The 22,554-nt window shown below is 46.5% G+C and carries 26 protein-coding genes and 1 tRNA gene; 16 read left to right on the forward strand and 11 right to left on the reverse strand.

The features are described from left to right. The first annotated feature begins 10 nt into the window (after positions 1-10). The 8 genes from mrdA (at position 11) to lipA (ending at position 8,008) form a co-directional block, all read left to right on the forward strand. Complete coding sequence (mrdA, locus tag HH196_RS00075; protein WP_169450088.1) at positions 11-1,900, forward strand: penicillin-binding protein 2; 1,890 nt, start codon at positions 11-13, stop codon at positions 1,898-1,900. Next, positions 1,900-3,042 (forward strand): rod shape-determining protein RodA, encoded by a 1,143-nt coding sequence (gene rodA, locus HH196_RS00080; protein ID WP_169450089.1) that lies wholly within the window; start codon positions 1,900-1,902, stop codon positions 3,040-3,042. Before mrdA ends, rodA begins: the two co-directional genes overlap by 1 nt. A 59-nt stretch (positions 3,043-3,101) precedes the next feature. Continuing rightward, a complete protein-coding gene (gene mltB / locus HH196_RS00085; RefSeq protein WP_248276861.1) occupies positions 3,102-4,049 on the forward strand; it encodes a lytic murein transglycosylase B in 948 nt (315 codons plus the stop codon). Between the two features lie 10 nt (positions 4,050-4,059). Continuing rightward, positions 4,060-4,920, forward strand: coding sequence for a septal ring lytic transglycosylase RlpA family protein (locus HH196_RS00090; protein WP_169450091.1), 861 nt, complete (start codon positions 4,060-4,062; stop codon positions 4,918-4,920). Between the two features lie 24 nt (positions 4,921-4,944). After that, complete coding sequence (locus tag HH196_RS00095; protein ID WP_169450092.1) at positions 4,945-6,093, forward strand: D-alanyl-D-alanine carboxypeptidase family protein; 1,149 nt, start codon at positions 4,945-4,947, stop codon at positions 6,091-6,093. A gap of 15 nt (positions 6,094-6,108) precedes the next feature. After that, on the forward strand, positions 6,109-6,378 hold the full coding sequence (locus HH196_RS00100; protein ID WP_169450093.1) for a YbeD family protein: 270 nt from the start codon (positions 6,109-6,111) through the stop codon (positions 6,376-6,378). A 68-nt stretch (positions 6,379-6,446) separates the two neighbouring features. Beyond that, positions 6,447-7,028, forward strand: a complete 582-nt coding sequence (lipB, locus tag HH196_RS00105; RefSeq protein ID WP_248276904.1) for a lipoyl(octanoyl) transferase LipB — start codon at positions 6,447-6,449, stop codon at positions 7,026-7,028. A 2-nt stretch (positions 7,029-7,030) separates the two neighbouring features. Then, positions 7,031-8,008: a lipoyl synthase gene (gene lipA, locus HH196_RS00110; RefSeq protein WP_169450095.1), complete on the forward strand. Its 978-nt coding sequence runs from the start codon at positions 7,031-7,033 to the stop codon at positions 8,006-8,008. A 5-nt stretch (positions 8,009-8,013) separates the two neighbouring features. Here the strand turns inward: lipA and HH196_RS00115 are convergent, their stop codons facing one another. The 4 genes from HH196_RS00115 to HH196_RS00130 all read right to left on the reverse strand — a co-directional run bounded on the left by HH196_RS00115 (position 8,014) and on the right by HH196_RS00130 (position 12,201). Continuing rightward, entirely contained in the window at positions 8,014-9,393 is a 1,380-nt protein-coding gene (locus tag HH196_RS00115) for a DEAD/DEAH box helicase (RefSeq protein ID WP_169450096.1), read from the reverse strand. 122 nt (positions 9,394-9,515) lie between these two features. After that, entirely contained in the window at positions 9,516-10,364 is an 849-nt protein-coding gene (locus HH196_RS00120) for a universal stress protein (protein WP_169450097.1), read from the reverse strand. Positions 10,365-10,374: 10 nt separating this feature from the next. Continuing rightward, positions 10,375-11,853: a SulP family inorganic anion transporter gene (locus HH196_RS00125; protein WP_169450098.1), complete on the reverse strand. Its 1,479-nt coding sequence runs from the start codon at positions 11,851-11,853 to the stop codon at positions 10,375-10,377. Between the two features lie 108 nt (positions 11,854-11,961). Next, the gene (locus HH196_RS00130) at positions 11,962-12,201 is read right to left on the reverse strand and encodes a hypothetical protein (protein ID WP_169450099.1); all 240 of its coding nucleotides are present in this window, start codon (positions 12,199-12,201) and stop codon (positions 11,962-11,964) included. Between the two features lie 24 nt (positions 12,202-12,225). Here HH196_RS00130 and HH196_RS00135 point away from each other — a divergent pair, with 24 nt between their 5' ends. The 4 genes from HH196_RS00135 (at position 12,226) to HH196_RS00150 (ending at position 15,131) form a co-directional block, all read left to right on the forward strand. After that, on the forward strand, positions 12,226-12,708 hold the full coding sequence (locus HH196_RS00135; RefSeq protein WP_169450100.1) for a DUF2489 domain-containing protein: 483 nt from the start codon (positions 12,226-12,228) through the stop codon (positions 12,706-12,708). Between the two features lie 49 nt (positions 12,709-12,757). After that, positions 12,758-13,132, forward strand: a complete 375-nt coding sequence (locus HH196_RS00140) for a hypothetical protein (protein ID WP_169450101.1) — start codon at positions 12,758-12,760, stop codon at positions 13,130-13,132. A gap of 62 nt (positions 13,133-13,194) precedes the next feature. Then, positions 13,195-14,343, forward strand: coding sequence for a pyridoxal phosphate-dependent aminotransferase (locus tag HH196_RS00145; RefSeq protein ID WP_211160795.1), 1,149 nt, complete (start codon positions 13,195-13,197; stop codon positions 14,341-14,343). Continuing rightward, positions 14,331-15,131: an amidohydrolase gene (locus HH196_RS00150; RefSeq protein ID WP_169450102.1), complete on the forward strand. Its 801-nt coding sequence runs from the start codon at positions 14,331-14,333 to the stop codon at positions 15,129-15,131. The genes HH196_RS00145 and HH196_RS00150 overlap by 13 nt, the downstream gene beginning before the upstream one ends. Positions 15,132-15,148: 17 nt before the next feature. Here the strand turns inward: HH196_RS00150 and HH196_RS00155 are convergent, their stop codons facing one another. Next, complete coding sequence (locus HH196_RS00155) at positions 15,149-15,700, reverse strand: hypothetical protein (RefSeq protein ID WP_169450103.1); 552 nt, start codon at positions 15,698-15,700, stop codon at positions 15,149-15,151. 102 nt (positions 15,701-15,802) lie between these two features. Next, complete coding sequence (locus HH196_RS00160) at positions 15,803-16,378, reverse strand: rhodanese-like domain-containing protein (protein ID WP_169450104.1); 576 nt, start codon at positions 16,376-16,378, stop codon at positions 15,803-15,805. Between the two features lie 129 nt (positions 16,379-16,507). Between HH196_RS00160 and HH196_RS00165 the strand changes: the two genes are divergently transcribed. Together HH196_RS00165 and HH196_RS00170 are read left to right on the forward strand one after the other, a co-directional pair. Further along, positions 16,508-17,029 (forward strand): cytochrome c, encoded by a 522-nt coding sequence (locus tag HH196_RS00165; protein WP_169450105.1) that lies wholly within the window; start codon positions 16,508-16,510, stop codon positions 17,027-17,029. 51 nt (positions 17,030-17,080) lie between these two features. Continuing rightward, on the forward strand, positions 17,081-17,695 hold the full coding sequence (locus HH196_RS00170; RefSeq protein ID WP_169450106.1) for an HAD family phosphatase: 615 nt from the start codon (positions 17,081-17,083) through the stop codon (positions 17,693-17,695). Here HH196_RS00170 and HH196_RS00175 read toward each other — a convergent pair whose 3' ends face one another. Both HH196_RS00175 and ppiC read right to left on the reverse strand, forming a co-directional pair. After that, positions 17,696-18,127: a hypothetical protein gene (locus HH196_RS00175; RefSeq protein WP_169450107.1), complete on the reverse strand. Its 432-nt coding sequence runs from the start codon at positions 18,125-18,127 to the stop codon at positions 17,696-17,698. It lies immediately after the preceding gene. 91 nt (positions 18,128-18,218) lie between these two features. After that, positions 18,219-18,500, reverse strand: coding sequence for a peptidylprolyl isomerase PpiC (gene ppiC, locus HH196_RS00180; protein WP_169450108.1), 282 nt, complete (start codon positions 18,498-18,500; stop codon positions 18,219-18,221). 116 nt (positions 18,501-18,616) lie between these two features. Between ppiC and HH196_RS00185 the strand changes: the two genes are divergently transcribed. Continuing rightward, positions 18,617-19,930 (forward strand): mechanosensitive ion channel family protein, encoded by a 1,314-nt coding sequence (locus tag HH196_RS00185; protein WP_169450109.1) that lies wholly within the window; start codon positions 18,617-18,619, stop codon positions 19,928-19,930. A 29-nt stretch (positions 19,931-19,959) separates the two neighbouring features. Here HH196_RS00185 and HH196_RS00190 read toward each other — a convergent pair whose 3' ends face one another. The 3 genes from HH196_RS00190 to HH196_RS00200 form a co-directional block, all read right to left on the reverse strand. Continuing rightward, positions 19,960-20,619, reverse strand: coding sequence for a DUF4395 family protein (locus HH196_RS00190; RefSeq protein WP_169450110.1), 660 nt, complete (start codon positions 20,617-20,619; stop codon positions 19,960-19,962). A gap of 195 nt (positions 20,620-20,814) precedes the next feature. Then, positions 20,815-21,114, reverse strand: coding sequence for a hypothetical protein (locus HH196_RS00195; RefSeq protein WP_169450111.1), 300 nt, complete (start codon positions 21,112-21,114; stop codon positions 20,815-20,817). A 196-nt stretch (positions 21,115-21,310) separates the two neighbouring features. Next, positions 21,311-21,396, reverse strand: a tRNA-Leu gene (locus tag HH196_RS00200). 112 nt (positions 21,397-21,508) lie between these two features. On the opposite strand from HH196_RS00200, the gene queA reads away from it, so the two are divergent. Then, positions 21,509-22,546 carry a tRNA preQ1(34) S-adenosylmethionine ribosyltransferase-isomerase QueA gene (gene queA, locus HH196_RS00205; protein WP_169450112.1) on the forward strand — a complete coding sequence of 346 codons (1,038 nt, stop codon included), beginning with the start codon at positions 21,509-21,511 and terminating at the stop codon, positions 22,544-22,546. Positions 22,547-22,554: the final 8 nt, after the last annotated feature.

Consider the following 22,554-nt stretch of genomic DNA (forward strand, 5'->3'; position numbering starts at 1 on the left):
ATCAAATTTAATGAAACAGAATCGCTTCAACGACTATAAACAGGAGAATCGATTTTTCCTGAGTCGAGCTATCATCGCCTTTCTATTTGTATTGGTGTTGATGGGCGTTCTGATTTCACGTATCTACTATCTGCAGGTTGTAGAGCACGATCGCTTCAAGCTGATGTCAGAGAATAACCGTATTCAGCTTCAACCTGTCGCGCCACGTCGTGGTCTTATTTACGATCGTAACGGTGAAATTCTTGCCGATAACCGGCCGAACTTCAGTTTGACGCTCCTCAAGGAGGAGGTTGAAGATCTAGACCTTCTGCTTGCTGAGATTGGTACGATTGTTGAACTCTCTAATGATGAGATTGAGAGTTTTAAAAAACGGCTCAATCAGCGTCGTCGTCCACATACTACCGTTGCCTTAAAAGCGCGCCTAACCGAAGAGCAGATTGCTCAGTTGTCGGTTAACTTATACCGTTTGCCGGGTGCTCAGATTGAGGCTGATCTAGTACGACACTATCCAAAAGCTGATTCACTTGTGCATGCTTTGGGGTATGTTGGGCGAATAAATGAGCGTGAGCTTCGTTCCGTTGATCCTGAAAACTATGCGGCGACAAACTACATCGGTAAGTTAGGTGTTGAGCGTTATTATGAGCCGCTATTGCATGGCCAGGTGGGTCTGCAGAAGGTTGAAACTAACGTGCGTGGGCGCGTTATGCGTGTATTGGAACAGCAAGATCCCGTCCCAGGCGTTGATATTCAACTCAGCCTAGATCTTAAACTGCAGCAGTTTACGGGCACGCTGATTAAGAATAAGCGCGCGGCTGTCGTTGCCATCGAACCGAAAACGGGCGAGATTTTGGCGCTGGTAAGTAACCCCTCTTATGATCCTAATGAGTTTGTAACGGGCATCTCGTTTAAAGACTACAAGTCACTGCAAGACAACCCGGACCTGCCCCTATACAACCGAGCAATTCGTGGTATGTATCCCCCTGGTTCGACTCTCAAACCTTTTACTGCGTTAGCATCTATTGATAGTGAGAGTGTATCTGTCGATCATAAAGTTTGGGACCCTGGTTTCTACCAACTGACAGATGGTGGGCGTAAATACCGAGATTGGAAAAAAGGTGGTCACGGACGTGTTGATCTAAACCACGCACTAGCTGAGTCATGTGACGTTTGGTTTTACGATACCGCCAGCAAAACCAGTATCGACGTCTATTCGGACTACCTAGGCCGTTTTGGATTTGGTGAGGTGACCTCACTTGATCTACCTGAGGCCTCGAAAGCGATACTGCCATCAAGAGATTGGAAGCAGGCGCGTGAAAAACAGCCATGGTACCCAGGTGATTCACTTAACCTAAGTATCGGACAGGGTTTTATGGTTGCGACCCCTCTGCAGTTAGCTACGGCAACTGCGGTGCTAGCTAACCGAGGTAAGTGGGTTAGACCACAAATGATTCGCAGTTTCATCGCAGAGAATGGCGTAACTCCTGAACAGCAAACTCTAATGGAAGAGCTGCAGCAAAAAGCAACGCCGCCCAATGTTGAGTTGAACCATCCTGAATATTTTGAAAAAGTGATTCAGGGCATGGTTGATGTGGTGAACTCCTCTTACGGTACTGCCCGAAAAGCCGGCGCTGGTGCACAGTATAAGATGGCAGGTAAAACGGGTACTGCTCAGGTTGTTGGTATCGCTCAAGATGCAGAGTATGACTCTGATGCGCTACTTGAGCGTCAACGTGACCATGCGTTGTTTGTTGCATTTGCTCCTTACGACGACCCTAAAATTGCTGTTGCTGTCATTGTTGAGAATGGGGAGGGTGGCTCTAGAGCTGCAGCGCCTGTTGCGCGTGAGGTGATGGATGCTTGGTTGTTGGGTGATTACGAGAGTGAGCTTGGAGATGATTGATGAGTAGATTCAATGACTTCTCACGCACTGTCAGTTCTCATCAAGGGATTCGACGAGAGAACTCCTGGTGGAGCTACACCCATTTAGATCTGTCGCTACTGCTTATGTTGCTGGCGCTCTGTTCTGCGGGCTTGGTGATTCTCTACAGCGCCTCCGGACAAGATATTGGCTATGTTGAGAGGCAGATGGCTCGTATGGCAACAGGTTTTGTTGTTATGGCCTTCATCGCGCAATTTCCCCCACGAACAATTATGCGTATAGGTCCTTGGCTCTATCTCCTTGGCGTATTGCTGCTTATTGCAGTACTTGTCGTTGGTGTCGGAGCTAAGGGTGCTCAACGTTGGCTGCCGCTGCCCGGGTTTAGGTTTCAACCCTCGGAAATACTCAAGCTGGTTCTACCGATAATGATTGCTGGATATCTAGCACGCTATGCACTCCCCCCCTCGCTAAAGCAGATCGCCATCAGTTTGATTTTGATCGCGGTTCCCTTCGCTTTAATTATGAAGCAGCCGGATTTAGGTACTTCTCTTCTTATAGGGGCATCTGGTGTGTTTGTGTTGCTCTTTTCAGGTATCTACTGGCGCTGGATCTTTTTAGCCTGTGGTGTTGCTGCAGCTTCACTTCCAGGGCTTTGGATGATTATGAAGGATTATCAAAAGCAGCGTGTACTCACCTTCTTAGATCCAGAGAGTGATCCTTTAGGGTCCGGATGGAACATCATTCAATCGAAAACTGCGATAGGGTCAGGCGGCCTCTCCGGTAAGGGATTTATGGCAGGTACCCAGTCGCAACTCGATTTCCTACCTGAATCACATACTGACTTTATCGTTGCAGTTATTGGTGAAGAGTTAGGCATGACAGGGATTATTGTGCTGTTGGCACTCTACCTATTGATCATTGGGCGAGGTCTTGTGATCGCAGTTAAGGCCCCTGACAGTTTCTCACGTATGCTAGCAGCTAGTGTCACTTTAACCTTCTTTGTCTATGTATTTGTAAATATAGGCATGGTTAGCGGCATCCTGCCGGTGGTCGGTGTTCCTCTACCCATGGTAAGTTATGGTGGAACATCTATAGTGACCTTGATGGCTGGTTTCGGCATATTGATGTCAATTCAAACTCACCGACCCATGTTGCGTCGATGAGTATTAGGAGAGTAAGTGTGTTAAGTCTATTGAAGCATCTCATATTAGGTACCACGCTAGTGGCTTCTTCCTCTGTGGCTCTCGCTGGGTATGAAAACCATCCTGATGCTAAGTTGCTGATTGAAGAGTTGACCGCCGAAGGCTTTGATGAGGCCTATATCTTAGAAACCCTGTCTCAAGCTCGCCGTCAGGAGAGCATTCTGAAAGCGATCAGTAGACCTGCTGAAAAACGCTTAGACTGGGGCGGGTATCGAGGGATTTTTATTGAACAGCGTCGCGTTAATCAGGCTGTTGAGTTCTGGAAAGAGAATAGAGCTACTCTTGAGCGTGCAGAGGAGACCTTTGGCGTTCCTCCTGAAATTATTCTAGCTATTATGGGGGTCGAGACTCGCTTTGGTCGCGTCACAGGTAGCTATCGTGTTCTTGATGCTCTTGCAACGCTTGGATTTGATTACCCTAAACGCGCTGAGTTTTTCCGAGGTCAGTTAGCAGACTATTTCCGCTTAACACGTCAAGAGGAGGTTGCTCCCGGTACGCTGAAAGGTTCATACGCTGGCGCTATGGGATATGGTCAATTTATCCCATCAAGTTACCTATCATATGCTGTCGATTTTGATGGTGATGGCAAGCGAGACATCTGGTCAAACCCTACCGATGCTATTGGAAGTGTTGCCAACTACTTTGCTAAACATGGTTGGAAAGCAGGTGAGCCGGTTGTCGCTTCTGTCCTCATCGGTGATTGGCCTAAAGAGGAGTGGGTAAACCAGAATCTAAAGCCAGAATTTACACTTGCTGATTGGGCTGGGCGCGGTGTAGTGACCAACGATCCGATTGATAAAGAGCAACTGGCCACTTTGATGTTGATGAAAAGTGAACAGGGTGATGAGTATCTGTTTGGTTTGCATAACTTCTATGTGATTACTCGATACAATCACAGTCGCCTTTATGCCAATGCAGTTTACGAGCTGAGTAAACTGATTCGCACTGAGATCAATAAGGGGAGCTGATTTGATTTCGATGCTACATAAAGCACTGTTGGTCACTACGCTTGTTGCTATGACGGGCTGTTCGACTCTTTCTGATTGGGATAAAGAGACGGCTGGCGGTCGATATACTGTTAGACAAGATTTTGCCCCTGAGACACCACCTGATGTATCAGCTGTCCCTGATGCTACGCCAGTTGATATCCCCTACAGCCGCGGTGGTAACCGCTCAACCTATGAGGTTTGGGGGAAACAGTATTCTGTACTGAATACTCACGTCGGCTACAGCGCAGAGGGCACGGCTAGTTGGTATGGCTTAAAGTTCCATGGTCACAAAACCTCGAACGGTGAGATTTATGATATCTACAAAATGTCTGCTGCTCATAAGTCACTGCCGATACCCAGTTTTGCTAAAGTGACAAACCTAGATAATGGCAAATCGGTGATCGTTCGAGTCAACGATCGAGGCCCATTTCATGACGATCGACTCATCGATCTAAGTTACGCGGCTGCTTCACGTCTTGATATCCTCCAGCGTGGAACAGGTCGTGTGCGGGTTGAAGGTATTGATGCTACTGGGTTTGCTGAACACTCGAATGTTGATAATACGCCAGCTAAACTGTCTTCTAGCTTAGTTGATGCTCCAGCTATCTCTACCGGAAGCTATCTCCAAATCGGGGCCTTTAGTAATGAGAACTCAGCCCTGGCAGTTCAAGCTAAGCTTGCTGAACTTGAAGGAGTTGAGACGACTATCCAAAAGCTAGAGCGAGCTGACCTTACACTTCATCGAGTAGTTGTCGGTCCGCTATCAGCAGGTATCTCACCAGAAATTTTGATAGAACGTATCGAGTCATTGGGCTATTCGAAGCCAATCCTGATAAAATCGCTTAATTAATTTTTAGTTTAAAAAAGAGTCGTAATGCTTACTAATATTCGTCCATATCTCATATCCCTTCTTGCGATCCTTGCCTTTTCAGTAAAGGCAGCCGTGATTCCAGCACCCCCTCAACTGGCTGCTTCAGCATATGTATTGATGGATGCCGCTTCAGGTGAAGTTGTGGCTGAATCAGGAGCAGATGGCCAGTTTGCACCAGCCAGTCTCACCAAGATGATGACCAGTTACATCGTAGAGCATGAGGTAGCTGCGGGTAATATTGGTATGGATGATATGGTGCCAATTAGCGTTAAAGCATGGAAAACAGAGGGTTCGCGTATGTTTGTACGTGAGGGTACCCAAGTTCGCCTTGAAGACCTTCTGCGCGGTGTCATTATCCAGTCAGGTAATGATGCATCGGTTGCATTGGCAGAGTATGTTGCCGGCAGCGAAGAGGCATTTGCAGAGTTGATGAATCAGCATGCAGAGCGTTTAGGTCTTAAGAATACTCACTTCATGAATGCTACGGGTCTACCTGCGGAAGGACACTACTCTTCGCCACGTGATTTGGCCTTGATTGGGCGTGCGCTGATTCAGGATTTTCCTGAACAGTACAAAATCTATAGTGAGAAGTACTTCACCTATAACGATATCAAACAGCCAAATCGTAACCGTCTACTTTGGCGCGACCCAACGGTTGATGGTATTAAAACAGGTCACACCAATGAAGCTGGCTTCTGTCTGGTTTCCTCTGCTCAGCGAGAAGGGATGCGTCTGATCGCTGTTGTGCTTGGTACCACCTCAGATAATGCTCGTGCTCAAGAGAGCCAAACGCTGCTTGCTTACGGTTTTCGTTTCTTCCGTAACTTCCCAATGTACGCAGCTGGTCAGGAGTTGAACCGTCCACAGGTTTGGAAGGGTGAGGTGGACACTGTAGGTATTGGTTTGACGAGTGATCTGTCGATGACAATCCCTCGCGGTTCTGAGGATAAATTGGCAGCAAACTTAGATCTGCCACCAGTCTTAGAGGGGCCTATTGAAGCAGGTCAGGTGCTGGGTTATTTGTCAGTATCTTTGGATGGCAAAGAGTTACGTCGTGAACCACTGGTTGCACTGTCTGCTGTTCCCGAAGCGGGACTGTTAAAATCGATTTGGCACTCGATTGTGCTCTTCTTCAACAGTATGTTTGGTTAAGGGAGTTACACTCGTATGAATCAAGAACCACCAAAAATTGAGTTTCCCTGTCCAAACTACAAAATCATGGTCGTTGGCGATAGCGCACCTGATTACAAAGAGTTTGTCGTGGCGACAGCAAAGATTTATGACCCTGAACTTGATGAGTCGAAAGTTGAGGTAAAGCCGAGTAGTAAAGGACGCTTTACCTCTGTCAGAGTGTTGATTACAGCCACAAGCGAAGAGCAGTTAGCGCAGCTTCATACCGACCTGAAGGCATCGGGCCGCGTTAAAATGGTGATCTAGTGCCTTCAGAACTACCTTTGATTGTTCGGTATCTAGGGCAGCAGCCCTATGCCCATGCGTTTGAAAAGATGCAAGCGTTTACCAACAATCGTACTGCTGACAGCTGTGATGAGATATGGGTTCTAGAGCATGAACCTGTATTTACCCAAGGTCAGGCTGGTAAGGCTGAACACCTCATCAATACCGGTGATATTCCGGTTGTTCAGGTTGATAGGGGCGGCCAGGTTACCTATCACGGACCGGGGCAGCTAGTGATCTATCTTTTGCTGGATCTGAAACGCAACAGTCTCGGTGTGAGGGATTTAGTAACCCTTATGGAACAGAGCGTTGTGTCAGTTCTTGCAGATCATCAAGTCGATTCAGCCCCTAAAGCAGATGCACCTGGCGTCTATGTTGCTGGTCGAAAAATCTGCTCGTTGGGTTTGCGCGTAAGACGTGGCTGTAGTTTCCACGGTTTAGCACTCAATGTAGATATGGATTTAAACCCTTTTTTACGAATTAACCCCTGTGGGTATGCGGGTCTTGAAATGACCCAGTTAAACGAATTTGATAAAGCCGCTACCGTTGAATCGGTAGCTCCAGCCTTGGTGAAATACCTTGCAGAGGCTGTGGGCTACAAGCAGTGGCAAAGCACTCAAGGATGGGAGTGAAGATGTCTGAGAGCACAAAAACAGTGAAAGGTGTTGCCGAGCAGGGCGTAAAGTTACGCGGTGCTGAAAAGGTAGCGCGTATTCCTATCAAGGTTATCCCAACAGAAAAAGAGGATATGCCACGTAAGCCAGAATGGCTGCGCGTCCGTATGGGTAATAATGCTGAAGTTAAACGTATCAAAGAGAAGTTACGCCACCACAAGCTAGCAAGTGTCTGTGAGGAGGCGAGCTGCCCAAATCTTGGCGAGTGTTTTAGCCACGGTACGGCAACCTTCATGATCATGGGTGATATCTGTACCCGTCGCTGTCCATTCTGTGATGTTGCCCACGGTCGGCCAAACGCGTTGTCCCCAGATGAGCCGCGTGAGCTTGCTGAAGCGATTACCGACATGGGACTTAAATATGTGGTTATCACGTCAGTCGATCGTGATGACCTTCGTGATGGTGGCGCTCAGCACTTTGCAGACTGTATTCGTGAAACTCGAGAGCGCAGCGATACCATACAGATTGAAACTCTAGTACCTGATTTCCGTGGTCGTATGGATATCGCTATCGATATTCTTAAGGATAATCCACCGGATGTCTTCAACCACAATTTGGAGACAGTGCCTCGTCTCTACAAAAAAGTACGTCCAGGTGCAGACTATGCTTGGTCACTTGAGTTGTTGAAACGCTACAAAGCCGTGCGTCCAGAAGTTCGTACCAAATCAGGTCTGATGGTGGGCGTGGGTGAAACCAACGAAGAGATTATTGAAGTGATGCACGATCTCCGTGCACATGATGTAAACATGATTACGATAGGTCAGTATCTACAGCCAAGCCGTGATCATTTGCCAGTCGATCGCTTTGTGACACCTGAAGAGTTTAAAGAGTTTGAACGGATTGCCAAAGAGCTGGGCTTTAGCCATGTGGCGTCAGGCCCATTAGTTCGCTCTTCATACCATGCCGACCTTCAGGCGAAAGGCGAGAAGGTCGGGTAACGGCTTTATTCAGACGCAGCAGTTTTTGGGCGTGGTTTACGCTTGAAACGCTGTTGACCTGAGGGGCGCTCTGCGGAGTTAGCCCCTTTTTCATTTCTAGGGCGATTCTGATTTGAGCGGTTGTTTCTTGAGTTGCCGCGGCTATCGTTTCTGCCAGAGCTGTTCTGCTGATTAGCTTGAACCTGATGCTCTTTCGGTTTCTTTGGCTTCTTAGGTTTTTTCGGTGCGCGCAGAGTTGTTTCTGGAATTGGATTGTTAGGTTCAAATCCTTTCAGTGTGCGACGCTCGAGTAACTGTTGAATGACAGTCTCAATAGCTCTCAACTGATCAAATTCATCAATCGAAACCAGAGATACCGCTTCACCAATGGCTCCCGCACGGCCAGTGCGGCCAATTCGGTGTACATAATCCTCTGCAACCTGCGGAAGATCTAAGTTGATAACGTGAGGGAGCTCTTTGATGTCGATGCCGCGTGCCGCAATATCAGTAGCGACTAGCACTTGAATATCACCATCCTTGAACTGCTGAAGGGCTCGTGTTCTTGCCCCTTGGCTTTTGTTGCCATGAATAGCGGCAGCTGTGATTTCAGCTTTCTCTAAAAGTTGCACAACCTTGTTCGCACCATGTTTAGTGCGGCTGAAGACGAGAACCTGAAACCAGTTGTTTAACTTAATGAGATGGATCAGTGCCTTGACCTTAGAGCTCTTATCGACAGGAATGATCCACTGCTCCACAGTGTGGGCTGTTGAGTTCTCTGGTGATACTGAAACTTCTACGGGGTTGTTCACAAACTCTTTAGCTAGCGATTTAATCTCTGCTGAGAAGGTGGCAGAGAAGAGTAGGTTCTGACGCTGTTTTGGTAGCAGGGCTAGGATCTTACGGATATCACGAATAAAGCCCATATCGAGCATTCGGTCAGCTTCATCAAGAACTAAGACTTCAAGCTGATCAAAGCGAACCGCGTTCTGGCTGTATAGATCTAGCAGACGCCCTGGTGTTGCGACAAGTAGGTCTGCGCCTGAGCGAAGTTTCTGCATCTGAGGATTAATCTTAACACCACCAAACACTACGGCTGTTTTAAGCTGTGTGTGTTTTCCATAATACTCAGCGTTGTCCTGTACCTGTGCGGCAAGCTCTCGAGTAGGTGTTAAAACTAAGGCACGTACAGAGTTGGCCTTTACCCTATTTCCTTTCTCTAACATCTGCAGGATAGGCAGTACAAAGCTTGCAGTTTTACCTGTGCCTGTTTGTGCGGCGGCCATTACATCTTTGCCGCTAAGCACTGCTGGAATCGCTTCTGATTGAATTGGAGTCGGTTGTTGGTAGCCTTTATCGCTAAGAGCTTGGAGCAGTTGGTCGTTTAGACCTAGATTTGCAAATGACATAGAGCCTGCTTTCATAAAATGGTGACGCACGATACCACACTTTCTACTCCGGGGTCAGAGTAGTCTATATAGACTACTCTGACCCCGGAGTATGGGATTGATTTATCAAAAGTTAGTTTTGATTATCTCAGTAGTAAGATTGGGGTTGGGGATTTGCGCAACAGCGTTGAGGTTGTACTCCCTACAAGCATCTGTCTGATACGTGAGTGGCCATATGCTCCCATGACCAGAAGTTCAGCGCCTACTTCCGCTTCGCGCTCTAGAATAACCTCTTCTACATCACCTGCCGTGAGGGTTGTGTTTACGCTGAAGCCTGCATTAATCAGTGATCTCTCAGCTGCTTCTAACTCTTTCTTAAAATCGAAAGTGGCAGGGCCAACCATCAATAGTTCACACTCAGCACCTTTGAGTAGAGGGCTTTTAGCGACCATATCTAACGCTTTGCGTGCAGTGCTGCTGCCATCGTAAGCCATAAGGAATTTCTTAGGAGCGATGAGTGCACGGTCTGTCACTAAGATAGGGCGGTGCAGCGCGCGAATGACTGGCTCAATATGAACACCAAGCGGATCACCATGTGACCCTTTGCCCAGTACCAGTAACCGAGTGGAGTTTTGCTCCTCTGCTAGTGTCGAGAGTAGGTCGCCATGACGCTGTAAGGTGGTAGGCTCAAAGGCGTCATCTTGCTGTGCACGTTCGAGGGCCGCTGCAAGCATTAAACGACCCTGTTCACGTGCAAGCTTACCACGTTGCTCATCAAGTGAAGCGAGCTGCTCAAGCAGGGTTTCGCGTGCTCCCAAACCGATTGTGCCGCTTAATGGCGCACTCTCTTCGCTCGTTGGGTACTCGCGCTTGTCGAGAACATGAAGTAGTTTGAGTGGCGCTTGTAGAGCTCTGCTTGCCCATGCACTGGTATCGCAAATAGCTTCAACACGTTCACCAATGCCATTAATACATGCAACAACCTGAGTCATTAGCTTCTCCTTAGTGGCCCATCAGTTCATCGATTTGGTCGGGTTTATCATGTACGGCAAATCGGTCTACGATGGTGGCGCTCGCTTCGTTTAGCCCTAGAGTATCGACGCTAATACCTTCGCGACGGAATTTCAAAATGACCTTATCTAATGCGCCTACAGCGGTTAGGTCCCAGAAATGGGCTCGACTTAGATCGATCGTCACCTTGTCGACATCCTCTTTGAAATCAAAAGCAGCAGTGAATTTATCACTAGAGCTGAAGAAGACCTGACCGACAACGATGTAGCGAGTGTGATTTTCACCCTCACCCTGCTCTTTGCCGATGTAGAGGAACTGTCCAACCTTGTTAGCAAAGAAGAGTGATGCAAGTAGAACACCTGCAAAGACACCAAACGCTAGGTTATGGGTCGCTACTACAACAGCCACGGTGGTGAGCATGACTATATTGGTCGACATTGGGTGTTTACGAAGATTGAAGATAGATTCCCAACTGAAGGTGCCGATTGAGACCATGATCATCACGGCAACTAGAGCCGCCATTGGAATCTGAGATACCCACTCATCGAGGAATACGACCAAGATCAACAGTACAACACCCGCAATCAGTGTTGAAAGGCGTGTGCGGCCACCTGACTTAACGTTAATCACAGACTGCCCAATCATTGCACAACCTGCCATACCGCCAAATAGACCAGCGAAGATGTTTGCAAGGCCCTGGCCTTTACACTCACGGTTTTTATCGCTTGGGGTGTCGGTTAGATCATCGACGATGGTTGCTGTCATCAGAGACTCTAGAAGACCTACCACAGCCAATGGCAGTGAATATGGAAGGATGATCAGAAGCGTTTCAAGGTTTAGAGGGACCTCCGGCCATAGGAAAAATGGTAGGTCGCTTGGCAGTTCACCCATATCGCCTACGGTACGGATATCTAAACCCAAAGCCATTGAAACTGCTGTCAGGAGCAGAATACATACGAGCGGTGATGGGATTTTGTTTGTCAGAAGCGGGAAGGTGTAGATGATAACCAGTCCAGCAGCTGTCATAGCATATACGTGCCAGGTGACATCAATCAGCTCAGGTAGCTGCGCCATAAAGATGAGTATAGCGAGCGCGTTGACGAATCCTGTAACAACCGAACGCGATACAAATCGCATCAATGAGCCGAGTCGTAGGTAACCAGCAATTATCTGGAATAGACCAGTTAATAGAGTGGCTGCTAGAAGGTATTGCAGGCCATGCTCTTTAACCAGTGTGACCATCAATAGCGCCATCGCTCCCGTGGCGGCAGAGATCATACCTGGGCGACCGCCAGCAAAGGCTGTGACTACGGCAATACAGAAGGAGGCATAAAGGCCTACTTTAGGGTCAACACCTGCAATAATTGAGAATGCAATTGCCTCGGGGATCAGGGCAAGTGCTACAACAAGGCCAGAGAGGATATCGCCGCGGATATTTGAGAACCAGTTGTAGTGTAACGTTGGATTCATTGTCGCCTTCGCAAATCTAATTTGAAAGCGGGCAATGTTACCATTTTTACTGGTCGATTGTCGTATCTGCTTACTTGGCTTTAATCCACATTAGTTTGCGGATTTTTCCTATTCATTGGTCTCTTTTGGAATGTAGTTCTGAAAAAAACTGATGTGGGTGTTGAAACCACGGGAGAGAGATAGCGCTCGTTTGTGGTTCATTGGCAATTCTCCGCGTAGAATTGCATTGAACTCATCTTCGGGTAGCTTGCAGAGCTCGGCAGCTTCTGACGCTGACATACCAGTCGGTTTTAGGTAGAGCTCCTCTATAAGAAGACCAACGCCTGCGTTTGAATCAAGAACTAACATTGTAGATAGACCGTACAACTCAATATGAACGAATCACTAGTATACACACTGATCGCACTTTGCTGCCTAGCCATTTTAGGGCTCTCTTTCGTTATCTATCGCCAATTACGAGCAAGTAAACAACGTCTGAGTGAGCAGAAGGCGAAAGAAGAGGCTTATGCTGCTGGCGCGGCAGAGCAGAAACGCTACCTTGTGGAGAGTATCAAGTTGATCTCTAACGCGATCCTTCACGATGACAAAATCACCATGACAGAGGGGTGTATGCGCCTAAAAGTGATGATTGATAATCTAGATCCAACGCTGCATCAGGTTCCTGAATTAGATGTTATTGAAGAGGTCTATCAGCGCACCTCACATATCCCTATTCTAGCTGACTGGAAGGCCTTGGATCGAAAGGAGCAGCGTCAATATGAGAAGTTGATCGCAACCACTGATGCTGAGTGTTTCGATCGCATTCAAAAAGCTGCCAAATACCTCTACGAACACCCGATGCACAAGGTGCACTGATAATTCCGATATGATCGGAAAGGTGTGGAAAGGTGCTTAAGGAGCGGTGATGGAGTTACTTATAATATTTCTCATTACCCTCCTTGTAACCCTCACGTTAGTGTTTGCACTCCTATTCGGTAAAGCCCCTACCTATCGCCCCTCACGAGAGAGGGTGATCGAACTTCTTGAATCGGTGCTTTCTGGGCAGGCTCAGCCTTCCCAATGGGATCTATTTATCGGTATGCCTATTCAACACGATGAACTCCTTGAGCAAACAAGAGTGAGAGCAGTCATGCTGCACGAAGGACTCAACGGAGTTGCACGAGCACGAGAGGGAATAGATGGCTATATCTATGACCGAGCCGGGAGAGAACAGATTGCTGAGATACTGTCAGAGCTCAAGTTCGCGATACAAAATGAACCTGTGACAAGAGAGTTTTGAATTCTGTGCGGTTTTATTAAACTCACTCTAAATAAGACAAAAATGCTAAGTGGAGCATCAGTGTGATTAACTTGGAAACCAAACTGCCATCTGTTGGTGAGACGATCTTTACTACCATGTCAGCACTGGCAGCTGAAAAGCAGGCTATCAATCTCTCTCAGGGATTTCCTGACTACCGAGGTCCCGAAAAGCTGTTGCAGGCATTAGGTGAGGCGGTCGTTGCTGGCAATAATCAGTATGCACCGCTGGCTGGTGTTCCTAAGCTAGTCGAACAGATTGCCTTGAAGGTGAAGAGTTACTATGGACGTGATCTAGATGTCGCCAATGAGATCACGGTGACCCCTGGAGCGACAGAGGCGATTTACTCAGCTGTTTCTGCGACGGTTCGTGCCGGTGATGAGGTGATTGTTTTTGACCCTGCTTACGATAGTTACCAGCCAGCAATAGAACTCAATGGTGGTATACCTGTTCATATCCAGCTATTGCCACCAACGTTCGAGGTGGACTGGGAGCAGGTGCGTGATGCTATAACGCCGCGTACACGTATGATCATCATAAATACACCGCACAACCCTACAGGGACTGTTTGGAAGGCTTCCGATCTAGATGCCCTCGCTGATGTTGTAAGAGATACCGACATCTTAATTATTAGTGATGAGGTCTATGAACACCTTGTATATGACGGGCAGATTCACCAAAGTTTGAATCGCCATCCTGAATTGGCTGCGCGAGCTTTTATCGTTTCATCTTTCGGTAAAACCTATCATGTGACTGGCTGGCGCACGGGTTACTGTGTTGCACCTGCTGCCCTCACCAAAGAGCTGCGTAAGGTCCATCAATATGTCACATTCACCAGCCACACCCCCATTCAGCACGCATTGGCAAGCTATATGACGGAAGAGCCAGATTATCCTCGAACCTTGCCTGCATTCTTCATGCAAAAGCGTGACAGGCTTGCGAATGGCTTAAAAGACAGTGGTTTTAAATTGTTGGACTCCAACGGCACCTATTTCCAGTTAGTTGATTACACTGCAATTTCTGATCTGCCGGATGATCATTTTGTTTTAAAACTGGTCGATGAGATCGGAGTGGCAGCCATTCCGCTATCACCTTTCTATGCTAATGGTCAGCAAACGGGTTGTATTCGTCTATGTTTTGCTAAAGCTGACGAGACCATCGATAAAGCGGCAGAGCGCCTATGCAAAATTTAAACATCTATTACCTTCAGGCTGATCTTGCTTGGCAAAATCCTGAAGCAAACCAGGACTATTTCACTACTAAGATTCGTGCTTCAAAAGGGGCTGATCTAGTCGTTCTTCCCGAGATGTTTTTAACGGGTTTTAATATGTCCCCAGAGGTGTGTGCTGAACCAGATCCTAGTCCAAGGCTTAATTGGTTGTTGGAACTAGCCAAGGAGCAGCAGGTAGCGATTACCGGTAGCGTCTGCGTTAAGGTTGGGGATGAGTTTCGCAATCGCCTAATTTTCGTAACACCAGAAGGTCGTTTAGCACGCTATGACAAACGCCACCTATTTAGAATGGGAGATGAGCCTAACCATTATGTAGCCGGAGATCAGCGAACGGTGATTCATTGGCGGGGTTGGCGAATACTGCCAATCATCTGTTACGACCTTCGCTTCCCTGTTTGGTGTCGTAATCGTGGTGATTATGATTTGATGATCTGTGTTGCAAACTGGCCTGCTGCTAGAAGCGATGCATGGTCAGCACTATTAAAAGCGCGTGCTATCGAAAATCAGGCTTATGTCGTTGGTGTGAATCGGGTAGGTAAAGATGGCAATGAACTTGCATACTCAGGAGACAGTGCCGTATTTGATTTCAAAGGAGCTGCAATAAGTGCAGTAACGCCTAATGAAGTGGCTGAGGCCTCCGCGGTTTGCTCGCTTGACGCATTAAACTCTTTTAGAGAGAGCTTCCCAGCTTGGGCTGATACAGATCACTTCTCAATTAGTGATATGACAACTCGAGTTGTTGAATTGTAATGAGCTTGATTAAAGCCCTAGTTCGGCGTCATAAAATTTAAAGGACGGATACAGCGATGCTCTGGTAATCCAGCTCCAGTTGAAACTATCGCACTTAAGCGCAAAGCATCCTCTAACTGCCCCTCCAGCTCCTTCGGAATTTTGTCAGCAAAGGGGTCTTTGCTCTCAAAATATTTGAAAAGAGGGTGCTTGAAGTAGAAGACAGCCATCTCATTGGTGATCTTTTCACAGAGATTTTTTGCTTGATTAAGCGAGCGATCAGAATCAAAAGCCCCTTTTAAACTCGCCTCTATGACTAAAACCATATCGGTCGTTTGACCCACTGTTAGATAGTCCCTAACTGCAACCTGTTCAGTACGTGTATTTAAAAGATCGGCCAAAGCAGGGCGTAGTTGCTCATTAATATCTAACTCCATCCGATAGAAGCCCAAATCTAAAGCAGTTAAGGGACGATCTGAGAGCTGATAGAAAGCACGTGAAGAGCTGTCAGCAAAAACTGTTCCAGATAGTGAAGCAATAATAGATAAAACGATGAGAAGAGATGTTTTAAGGGATAGTTGCTTGAGCATTAATTTCGCCTTGAGTCTTAATGCTGTGCATTTTATAACCAACTAGCGGCGAAAAAAAGAGAGGCTCTAATTGGCCTCTCTTGGTAAAGCTCAGTGAAGCTGTTATAGCTCGCCTTCAACAGTCGTTAGACCATGAATGGTCCACTCTTGGTATCCGCCACGGTAGTAGTAGATTAGGTTTGCTGGGTAGCCTTCACGAATCATTGCACGAATACCGGATGGGCTCTGTGGACAGGTGCTTGAGTTACAGAATGCATAAACCTTAGTTGTCGCATTAGCACAGTCCCAGCCTTCTCCCTTTTTAGCACAACCAAACTGGTCCATGTGCATAGCAACTTCAGTGTAAGGAATGTTGATTGAACCTGGGATCGTACCAAGTTGAATAACATGATCTTTCATGCGCATATCGACAATAAGAGAGTCTTTTTGGCCGATAGCCTGTATCAGTTCAATTTCACCGACTGGTGTAACGCCTTCGGCAGGAACCATAGGTTGTAAGTAGCCTTTAATAAGCGCTGGAGGTGTTTTAACGCGAGTAATAGTGAACGGACCATCTTCAAGCTGAACGGTAACTTCGTTCATCTTGTCCCACATTTGCAGGTTATCCGTTTCAGCTTGTGCGGCAGATGTACCGATAGCTAAAAGTGTTGTTAGAGCAGTTATGATAAGTTTGTTCATGGTTTCTCCAGAAGAGATATAACTCAATTGAATGATGATATAGCTATTATGCTACTAGAGTTGAATGAACGCTCTAGATTTTTAGTCTAACTCTGATAACAATAGTGATTCGATAAGTAGGAGTATTTTATGAAACGCACTCTATGGGTTGGCTTGGTAGCTCTAATTTCCACAGCCGTCGTTGCGGAAATGAAGCATGGTCACAATATGGACGATGGGCATTTTGCGATGCATCATCCGGGACAGACAGAAGCTGCAGTGCCTAATATGGAAGAGAAACGTGAGTTAGTTCAGTTTCCCCGTAATGAATACCTACTCACTCTGCAAAATATGCGAGATCACCTAAGAGGGATCAACCTCGCTACCTTTGAAATATCAAAGGGAAATTACGAGGGTGCTGCTGAAATAATTGATACTCACTTAGGCTTTGGTAACTTACATGGCGCAAACGGTATGCACTCTGCTCGTGATTTGATGCCTGCTGGTATGCAGATGCTAGGTCACGGAATGCATACCAAAGCTAAAGAGTTATCTATGACCCTTCGTGATGCTGCAATTACTGAAGATTCCCAAGCTATTTTCGCAAAAATGGCTGATCTAACTTCACAGTGTGTTGCCTGTCACGACAGCTACCGCCTGGCACCAAAATAACTCTTACACAAATACTAAACTGCACTACTCGACAACATAGGAAGTTGATCAATGGTCGATCTAAGTCGTTATGATGCGCTGATTTTCGATATGGATGGAACCTTGATCGACTCTATGGGGGATCACGGTACCGCTTGGGTTCGTGCTGTCGCAGAATTTGGCTACAACAAGGTGCAACCCAACTATTTTGATGTGATGGGTGGCGTGCCAAGCTACCAGATAGTTGTGCAGCTCAATGAGATGCATGGCCTTAATCATGACCCTCTTGAGGTTGCAGGAAGAAAGTATGAGATTTGGGAGGAGATAAAATCACTTCCAGCACTCATTCCTGCCACTAACGCTATTTTGGACCAAAACCAAGGCGTCAAACCTATCTCAATTGGCACGGGTGCGCGCCGTCCAGATGCGATCCAAACCCTGACAGACTTAAACCTCCTTCACAAATTAACGCATGTCGTAACATCGAGTGATGTTGAGAGAGGAAAACCATTCCCTGATACCTTCTTAAAAGCAGCCGCACTAATGGGCGTTGATCCAAGTAAATGCGTGGTCTTTGAAGATACTGAGATAGGACGTCAGGCTGCAACAGCCGCTGGTATGGACTGTATCCTTGTGGAGCGTGGTGAGCTGGTACATTACCCGCTCAAACTATTAGATGAGGTGTAATTAGTTTGTTGCGTTAGCTGTTACAGCAGACGGTATTGCGCCACCCACATCAATTGAACCCAACGCGATGTTGATTGCTGTATTCGTTCCCACATCTGCAAGGATCTTCTCCTCTTTGAGGGGCTCTTTGCCACACGCCTCCATCATATTTGAAGCATTCTTCCGGTCAGCATAATCAAGGGCTGCATTTGCACCAACGATCACCGGTAGAAGCCCAGCTGTGGCGATAGATAGAATAGGGGTGGCAACAAGGCGTCCAAGTTTAAGGTTTTCGTGTGTCTCCACCGTCTCTACCGCTGAAGCGCACTCAACACTGGCAGTCGCTGAACCATCAGACCACATCGTCCATGCAGTATCTTTCGACACGCTCGAGCAACCGGTTAGCGTGATTCCGAGAAGCAGTGCAGTGATGGCTTTAATAGATGAATTCACTCTTTTTACTCAAATATCGTGTGTGGTTTTTGTTGTTCTTGTGACATTTGAGTCAGGAAATTTAAAAAAGTTCCCTAAAATTAGGGATTTATTAACTGTCTCTGTAGAGGGTCTTGATTAGGTGAAAACCAAATCGAGTTTTTATGGGACCGTGAACTTTTAAAATTGGGCGTTTGAAAACAACGTCATCAAACTGTTTCACCATATCGCCGCGACGAAACTCCCCTAAAGCACCACCCCGTTTACCGGAGGGGCAGATCGAGTGTTTCTTAGCCAAGGAAGCGAAATCTTTCCCCTTTTTGAGTTGCTCTAGAAGGTCGAGTGCCTCTTTCTCACTTTTAACGAGAATGTGAATCGCTGATGCTGTTGCCATGACTGTCTCCTTTGCCCTCAATAGTATAGCAATTACTTAAAGTTAAATGAGATCACTTGTTTAAAAAGTGTATGATGCGATCTACAAAATGAACATTTTAAAGTTTTGAGACCTATATGATTTTTACTCGTCAAGATTTCATCTCTTGGGTTGATCTCGTTATAAATACGCTTTTGGAATGGTTTTCCAGTCCTGGCTTTTATGGACAGTTGGCAATCATGTTTTTGGCGGGGGTTATTGCATTTGCTGTTGCTCATTTCTTAAAACAGCGCTCCATTTTTCAGATTGCACAGACTGAAGAGACCTCGCAGGGTTTCAGAGGGCTGTTATTTGCTCTTGAGCCCCTCGTGTTTCCATTCGTACAGATCCTCGTTTTGGCCCTGAGTGTTGATATTAGTCAGGAATTAGTTGGTGAAAGTCAGCTTCTACGGATTTCAGAAAGTGCTGCAGTTATCTTTTTGCTCTACTCGATAATCTCAAATTTTGTCAAAAACAAGCTGATTAAAAATTTAATCATTTGGGTAGTGATTCCTGCTTCAATTTTGCATGTTTTTGATGCCCTCGAAGATGTCACACATTACCTAGATACAATCGCACTTCAGATCGGAAATATTAAAGTATCTGCATACGGCATCTTGCGCATGATCGTATTCGGCACTCTTCTATTTTGGTTAGGTCGACTCTCGCGCTCTGCCGGAAATAGAATTATTCGGCGTCAAGAGGAGATCGATATTGGTACAAGAGAGCTGTTCGCTAAGTTATTTGAGGTGGCGCTTGCGATCATCATTTTTGTTCTTCTTTTGCAGCTTATGGGTATAAACCTGACAGCATTGGCGGTCTTCGGTGGTGCTTTGGGGGTTGGTTTAGGTTTTGGTCTCCAGTCGATAGCTACTAACTTTATTTCAGGCATCATTCTGCTCCTAGATCGTTCGCTGACAGTGGGCGATTTTATTGAGCTGGAAGATGGAAAGAAGGGGACTATCAGGGAGATGAATATGCGGTCAACAACCGTTGAAACCTATGACGGTAAGGATATCATGGTGCCAAACGAGCGCTTCATGAATAGCACATTCATTAACTGGACGCACAAAAACCCCAGACAAAGATATTCTATCGATATCTCCGTTGCTTACAGCACAGATCTTGATCAACTATTTCCACTTCTTAAAGAGGTTCTTAAATCCCACCCTAAAGTTATTCACGGCCCAGAGTTTGATTTGGATGAACAGCCCGATGCAGAGATTAAGGGGTTTGGAGATTCTGGTATCGATATCTTAATTGAGTTTTGGATGGAGGGGATTGATGACGGTGAGAACCGCGTGGGCGGCGACCTGCTGTTAATGATTTGGCGAGCCCTCAAAGAGCACAATATTCAAATACCCTTTCCTCAGCGCGAAGTTACAATTATAGGGCACAGACCTCTTGAATAAAAAAACGGAGGCGATGCCTCCGTATTTGATCAATCGTAACAGGCTTTGCACTCATCTTTGAAAATGCCAACTTTGACCAGCATCGAGTGAAGCCAGCATCCTGCACACCAGCCTGCGGCAGCTTCAAGCCACATAAATGTTAAGCAGAGTGGAATTGTGACAAGAGGAGTCCAGCGAGGCATCCAGTTATCTACTGTAGATAATAGTTCACTCCCCGCGATGCCATTCACAGCCTCTGCGATAGGGACTGGGTTGAAGAAGCATAGACAAGCCAAAACAAGTGCAGTGCCGATCTTCCAAGCAAATTTCTTAGGCTGGTAAGGACGGTAGACTGGTTTATGGTGGCGGTTCATTGCACCAGCAATCCAGAAGAGAGGACACATCCATGCAGTCTTATGGCTTTGGCCTAAAATCATCTCCCATAGAACATAAAGAAGCACGAAAGATTGCGGAGTCCAGTCATAGACCTGACGCACCATTTCTGCAGAGTAGATTATTTGGCCTGCAAAGTTTGTCTCCCAGGTATCCTCTATCGTACTCGAATCTACTATCCAAGCTGAGCCGTTGATGGTGTTGTAGAAGATGACAAGAATTGAGACTGGGACTAAGAAAAGAAATGCAGCACGTGTTCTTACCACGTTATCGTTGACCATTTCATAGGTCATTGGGTGGAAAAGCGGGTTTCTCATTGTTGTACCCCTAAGGTTCCCTAATATTTTTATTGGCCTAAGCTAAGGCTTAATCCATATTAAGTGACGCTTAATGCCTATTCCAAGGGGCTGGTTAGAGTATTTTAGATGTAAAAAAATGAGGGATAGGCCTAAATGTTATTGAACCCTTGTGGTCTATAACAATTAAGCCTAGTTGTCTGTCGCTTGCTGGGATTATTGATGCCCTTCAATAGCTTCAATAATTTTAGCCTTTCTCCAGCTCTTCTTAACTTCGACGCCATGTTTGGCTGCATATTCAAGCAACTGATTAACGGTCATGCCGTTAAAATCGGAAGCTGGCGCTGAACTATTTTTTTCAGGCTTAGTTGCAGCTTGTTCTATCTCGGCTTTACTAACTGTACTTTCAGTAATTGGAGATTCTGAAACGTTCTCTTGTGCAGCGGTTCTACTATTAGCAGGTGCTGCAGCCGCCTCAGATTTTATGCCAAAAAGTCGTTTGATGAAGTTAAGCATTTCTATCCCTTTTTATTTTTTATTGCCTGGGAATCCTAACATACTTTGATCAAATTTTATCCAGTTGTAAAAGTTAAGCGAAATTGAGTCCGGCGAGTAGCAGTTTAGGGAGGGATTTTGGCATAAAAAAACACGATCCTTTCGGTATCGTGCCTCTTCAAATCAATCTGCTTCATATTCCTAGCACCACTAAGAGTGGTACCGATGGTCGGACTCGAACCGACACGCTTTAAGGGCAACGGATTTTGAATCCGTCGTGTCTACCAATTCCACCACACCGGCGAAATATGAAGGTGCGAATTATAAGCGGGTTTTAGAATAGGTCAATCTTCTCTGACCTTTTTCGCTCTTTTTTGTTAACATTTGCCACCCAATTTTTTAGGTTCTCTCTTTCATGAAACTGAGTGACTTCGATTTTGCCCTTCCTGAAGAGCTAATTGCTGCGTTTCCGCTTGAGAATCGCACGGATAGTCGTCTCCTGCGGTTGGATGGAAATAGTGGTGATTTAGTCCACGGCTCGTTTCGTGACATTCTAGATCTTGTTGAGCCAGGCGATTTGATGGTTTTCAACAACACGCGTGTTATCCCAGCTCGTCTCTTTGGTGAAAAGGAGAGTGGCGGTAAGGTTGAGCTATTGGTAGAGCGTGTTACCGGTGAGAAGCGTGCTTTGGTTCATTTGCGTGCAAGCAGAACGCCGAAAGAGGGTGCTAAGCTATTTTTCGAAGGCGGTATCAATGCAGAAGTGGTTGGGCGTCAGAATGGGCTGTTTGACCTTGAGTTCGATATTGACCAACCTCTGATTGCCGCACTTGAGCAGAGTGGTCATATGCCTCTGCCGCCCTACATAAAGCGTGAGGATCAGTTATCTGATCGTGAGCGCTACCAAACAGTCTATAACAGTAAGCCAGGTGCGGTGGCTGCCCCTACAGCGGGTCTTCACTTTGATGAGCAACTCCTAGCAGAGCTTGAAGCTAAGGGTGTGAATCGTGCGTTTGTTACCCTTCATGTTGGTGCGGGGACTTTCCGTCCTGTGAAGGTTGAGGATATTGAGACGCATGAGATGCATGCTGAATATATCGAAGTTCCCGAAGAGACTTGTGAGGCGGTTAAGGCTGCTAAAGCTGCCGGCAAACGTGTGATTGCGGTAGGAACTACAAGTGTCCGCTCGCTTGAATCTGCTTCTGCCTCCGGTGAGATTGAGCCTTACTTTGGTGATACCCAGATTTTTATCTACCCTGGCTACCGCTATCGTTTAGTGGATGCGTTGGTGACCAACTTTCATCTACCAGAATCGACTCTCTTAATGCTTGTGTCAGCGTTCGCCGGCTATGATGCCACGATGGCTGCATATAAAGAGGCTGTTGAGCAGGGTTACCGCTTTTTTAGTTACGGAGATGCGATGTTTTTAACGCGTCGCACTGCTGAGGTATAGAGGTTTTA

This window comes from Marinobacterium sp. LSUCC0821 (assembly GCF_012848475.1).
Classification (GTDB): domain Bacteria; phylum Pseudomonadota; class Gammaproteobacteria; order Pseudomonadales; family Balneatricaceae; genus Marinobacterium_E.

Bases quoted from the DNA above. Each gene is read 5' to 3' on its own strand.
- mrdA (WP_169450088.1), top strand. From the start codon at position 11: ATGAAACAGAATCGCTTCAACGACTATAAACAGGAGAATCGATTTTTC.
- rodA (WP_169450089.1), top strand. From the start codon at position 1,900: ATGAGTAGATTCAATGACTTCTCACGCACTGTCAGTTCTCATCAAGGG.
- HH196_RS00090 (WP_169450091.1), top strand. From the start codon at position 4,060: ATGCTACATAAAGCACTGTTGGTCACTACGCTTGTTGCTATGACGGGC.
- HH196_RS00095 (WP_169450092.1), top strand. From the start codon at position 4,945: ATGCTTACTAATATTCGTCCATATCTCATATCCCTTCTTGCGATCCTT.
- HH196_RS00100 (WP_169450093.1), top strand. From the start codon at position 6,109: ATGAATCAAGAACCACCAAAAATTGAGTTTCCCTGTCCAAACTACAAA.
- lipB (WP_248276904.1), top strand. From the start codon at position 6,447: ATGCAAGCGTTTACCAACAATCGTACTGCTGACAGCTGTGATGAGATA.
- lipA (WP_169450095.1), top strand. From the start codon at position 7,031: ATGTCTGAGAGCACAAAAACAGTGAAAGGTGTTGCCGAGCAGGGCGTA.
- HH196_RS00115 (WP_169450096.1), bottom strand. From the start codon at position 9,393: ATGTCATTTGCAAATCTAGGTCTAAACGACCAACTGCTCCAAGCTCTT.
- HH196_RS00120 (WP_169450097.1), bottom strand. From the start codon at position 10,364: ATGACTCAGGTTGTTGCATGTATTAATGGCATTGGTGAACGTGTTGAA.
- HH196_RS00125 (WP_169450098.1), bottom strand. From the start codon at position 11,853: ATGAATCCAACGTTACACTACAACTGGTTCTCAAATATCCGCGGCGAT.
- HH196_RS00130 (WP_169450099.1), bottom strand. From the start codon at position 12,201: ATGTTAGTTCTTGATTCAAACGCAGGCGTTGGTCTTCTTATAGAGGAG.
- HH196_RS00135 (WP_169450100.1), top strand. From the start codon at position 12,226: ATGAACGAATCACTAGTATACACACTGATCGCACTTTGCTGCCTAGCC.
- HH196_RS00140 (WP_169450101.1), top strand. From the start codon at position 12,758: ATGGAGTTACTTATAATATTTCTCATTACCCTCCTTGTAACCCTCACG.
- HH196_RS00150 (WP_169450102.1), top strand. From the start codon at position 14,331: ATGCAAAATTTAAACATCTATTACCTTCAGGCTGATCTTGCTTGGCAA.
- HH196_RS00155 (WP_169450103.1), bottom strand. From the start codon at position 15,700: ATGCTCAAGCAACTATCCCTTAAAACATCTCTTCTCATCGTTTTATCT.
- HH196_RS00160 (WP_169450104.1), bottom strand. From the start codon at position 16,378: ATGAACAAACTTATCATAACTGCTCTAACAACACTTTTAGCTATCGGT.
- HH196_RS00165 (WP_169450105.1), top strand. From the start codon at position 16,508: ATGAAACGCACTCTATGGGTTGGCTTGGTAGCTCTAATTTCCACAGCC.
- HH196_RS00170 (WP_169450106.1), top strand. From the start codon at position 17,081: ATGGTCGATCTAAGTCGTTATGATGCGCTGATTTTCGATATGGATGGA.
- ppiC (WP_169450108.1), bottom strand. From the start codon at position 18,500: ATGGCAACAGCATCAGCGATTCACATTCTCGTTAAAAGTGAGAAAGAG.
- HH196_RS00185 (WP_169450109.1), top strand. From the start codon at position 18,617: ATGATTTTTACTCGTCAAGATTTCATCTCTTGGGTTGATCTCGTTATA.
- HH196_RS00190 (WP_169450110.1), bottom strand. From the start codon at position 20,619: ATGAGAAACCCGCTTTTCCACCCAATGACCTATGAAATGGTCAACGAT.
- HH196_RS00195 (WP_169450111.1), bottom strand. From the start codon at position 21,114: ATGCTTAACTTCATCAAACGACTTTTTGGCATAAAATCTGAGGCGGCT.
- queA (WP_169450112.1), top strand. From the start codon at position 21,509: ATGAAACTGAGTGACTTCGATTTTGCCCTTCCTGAAGAGCTAATTGCT.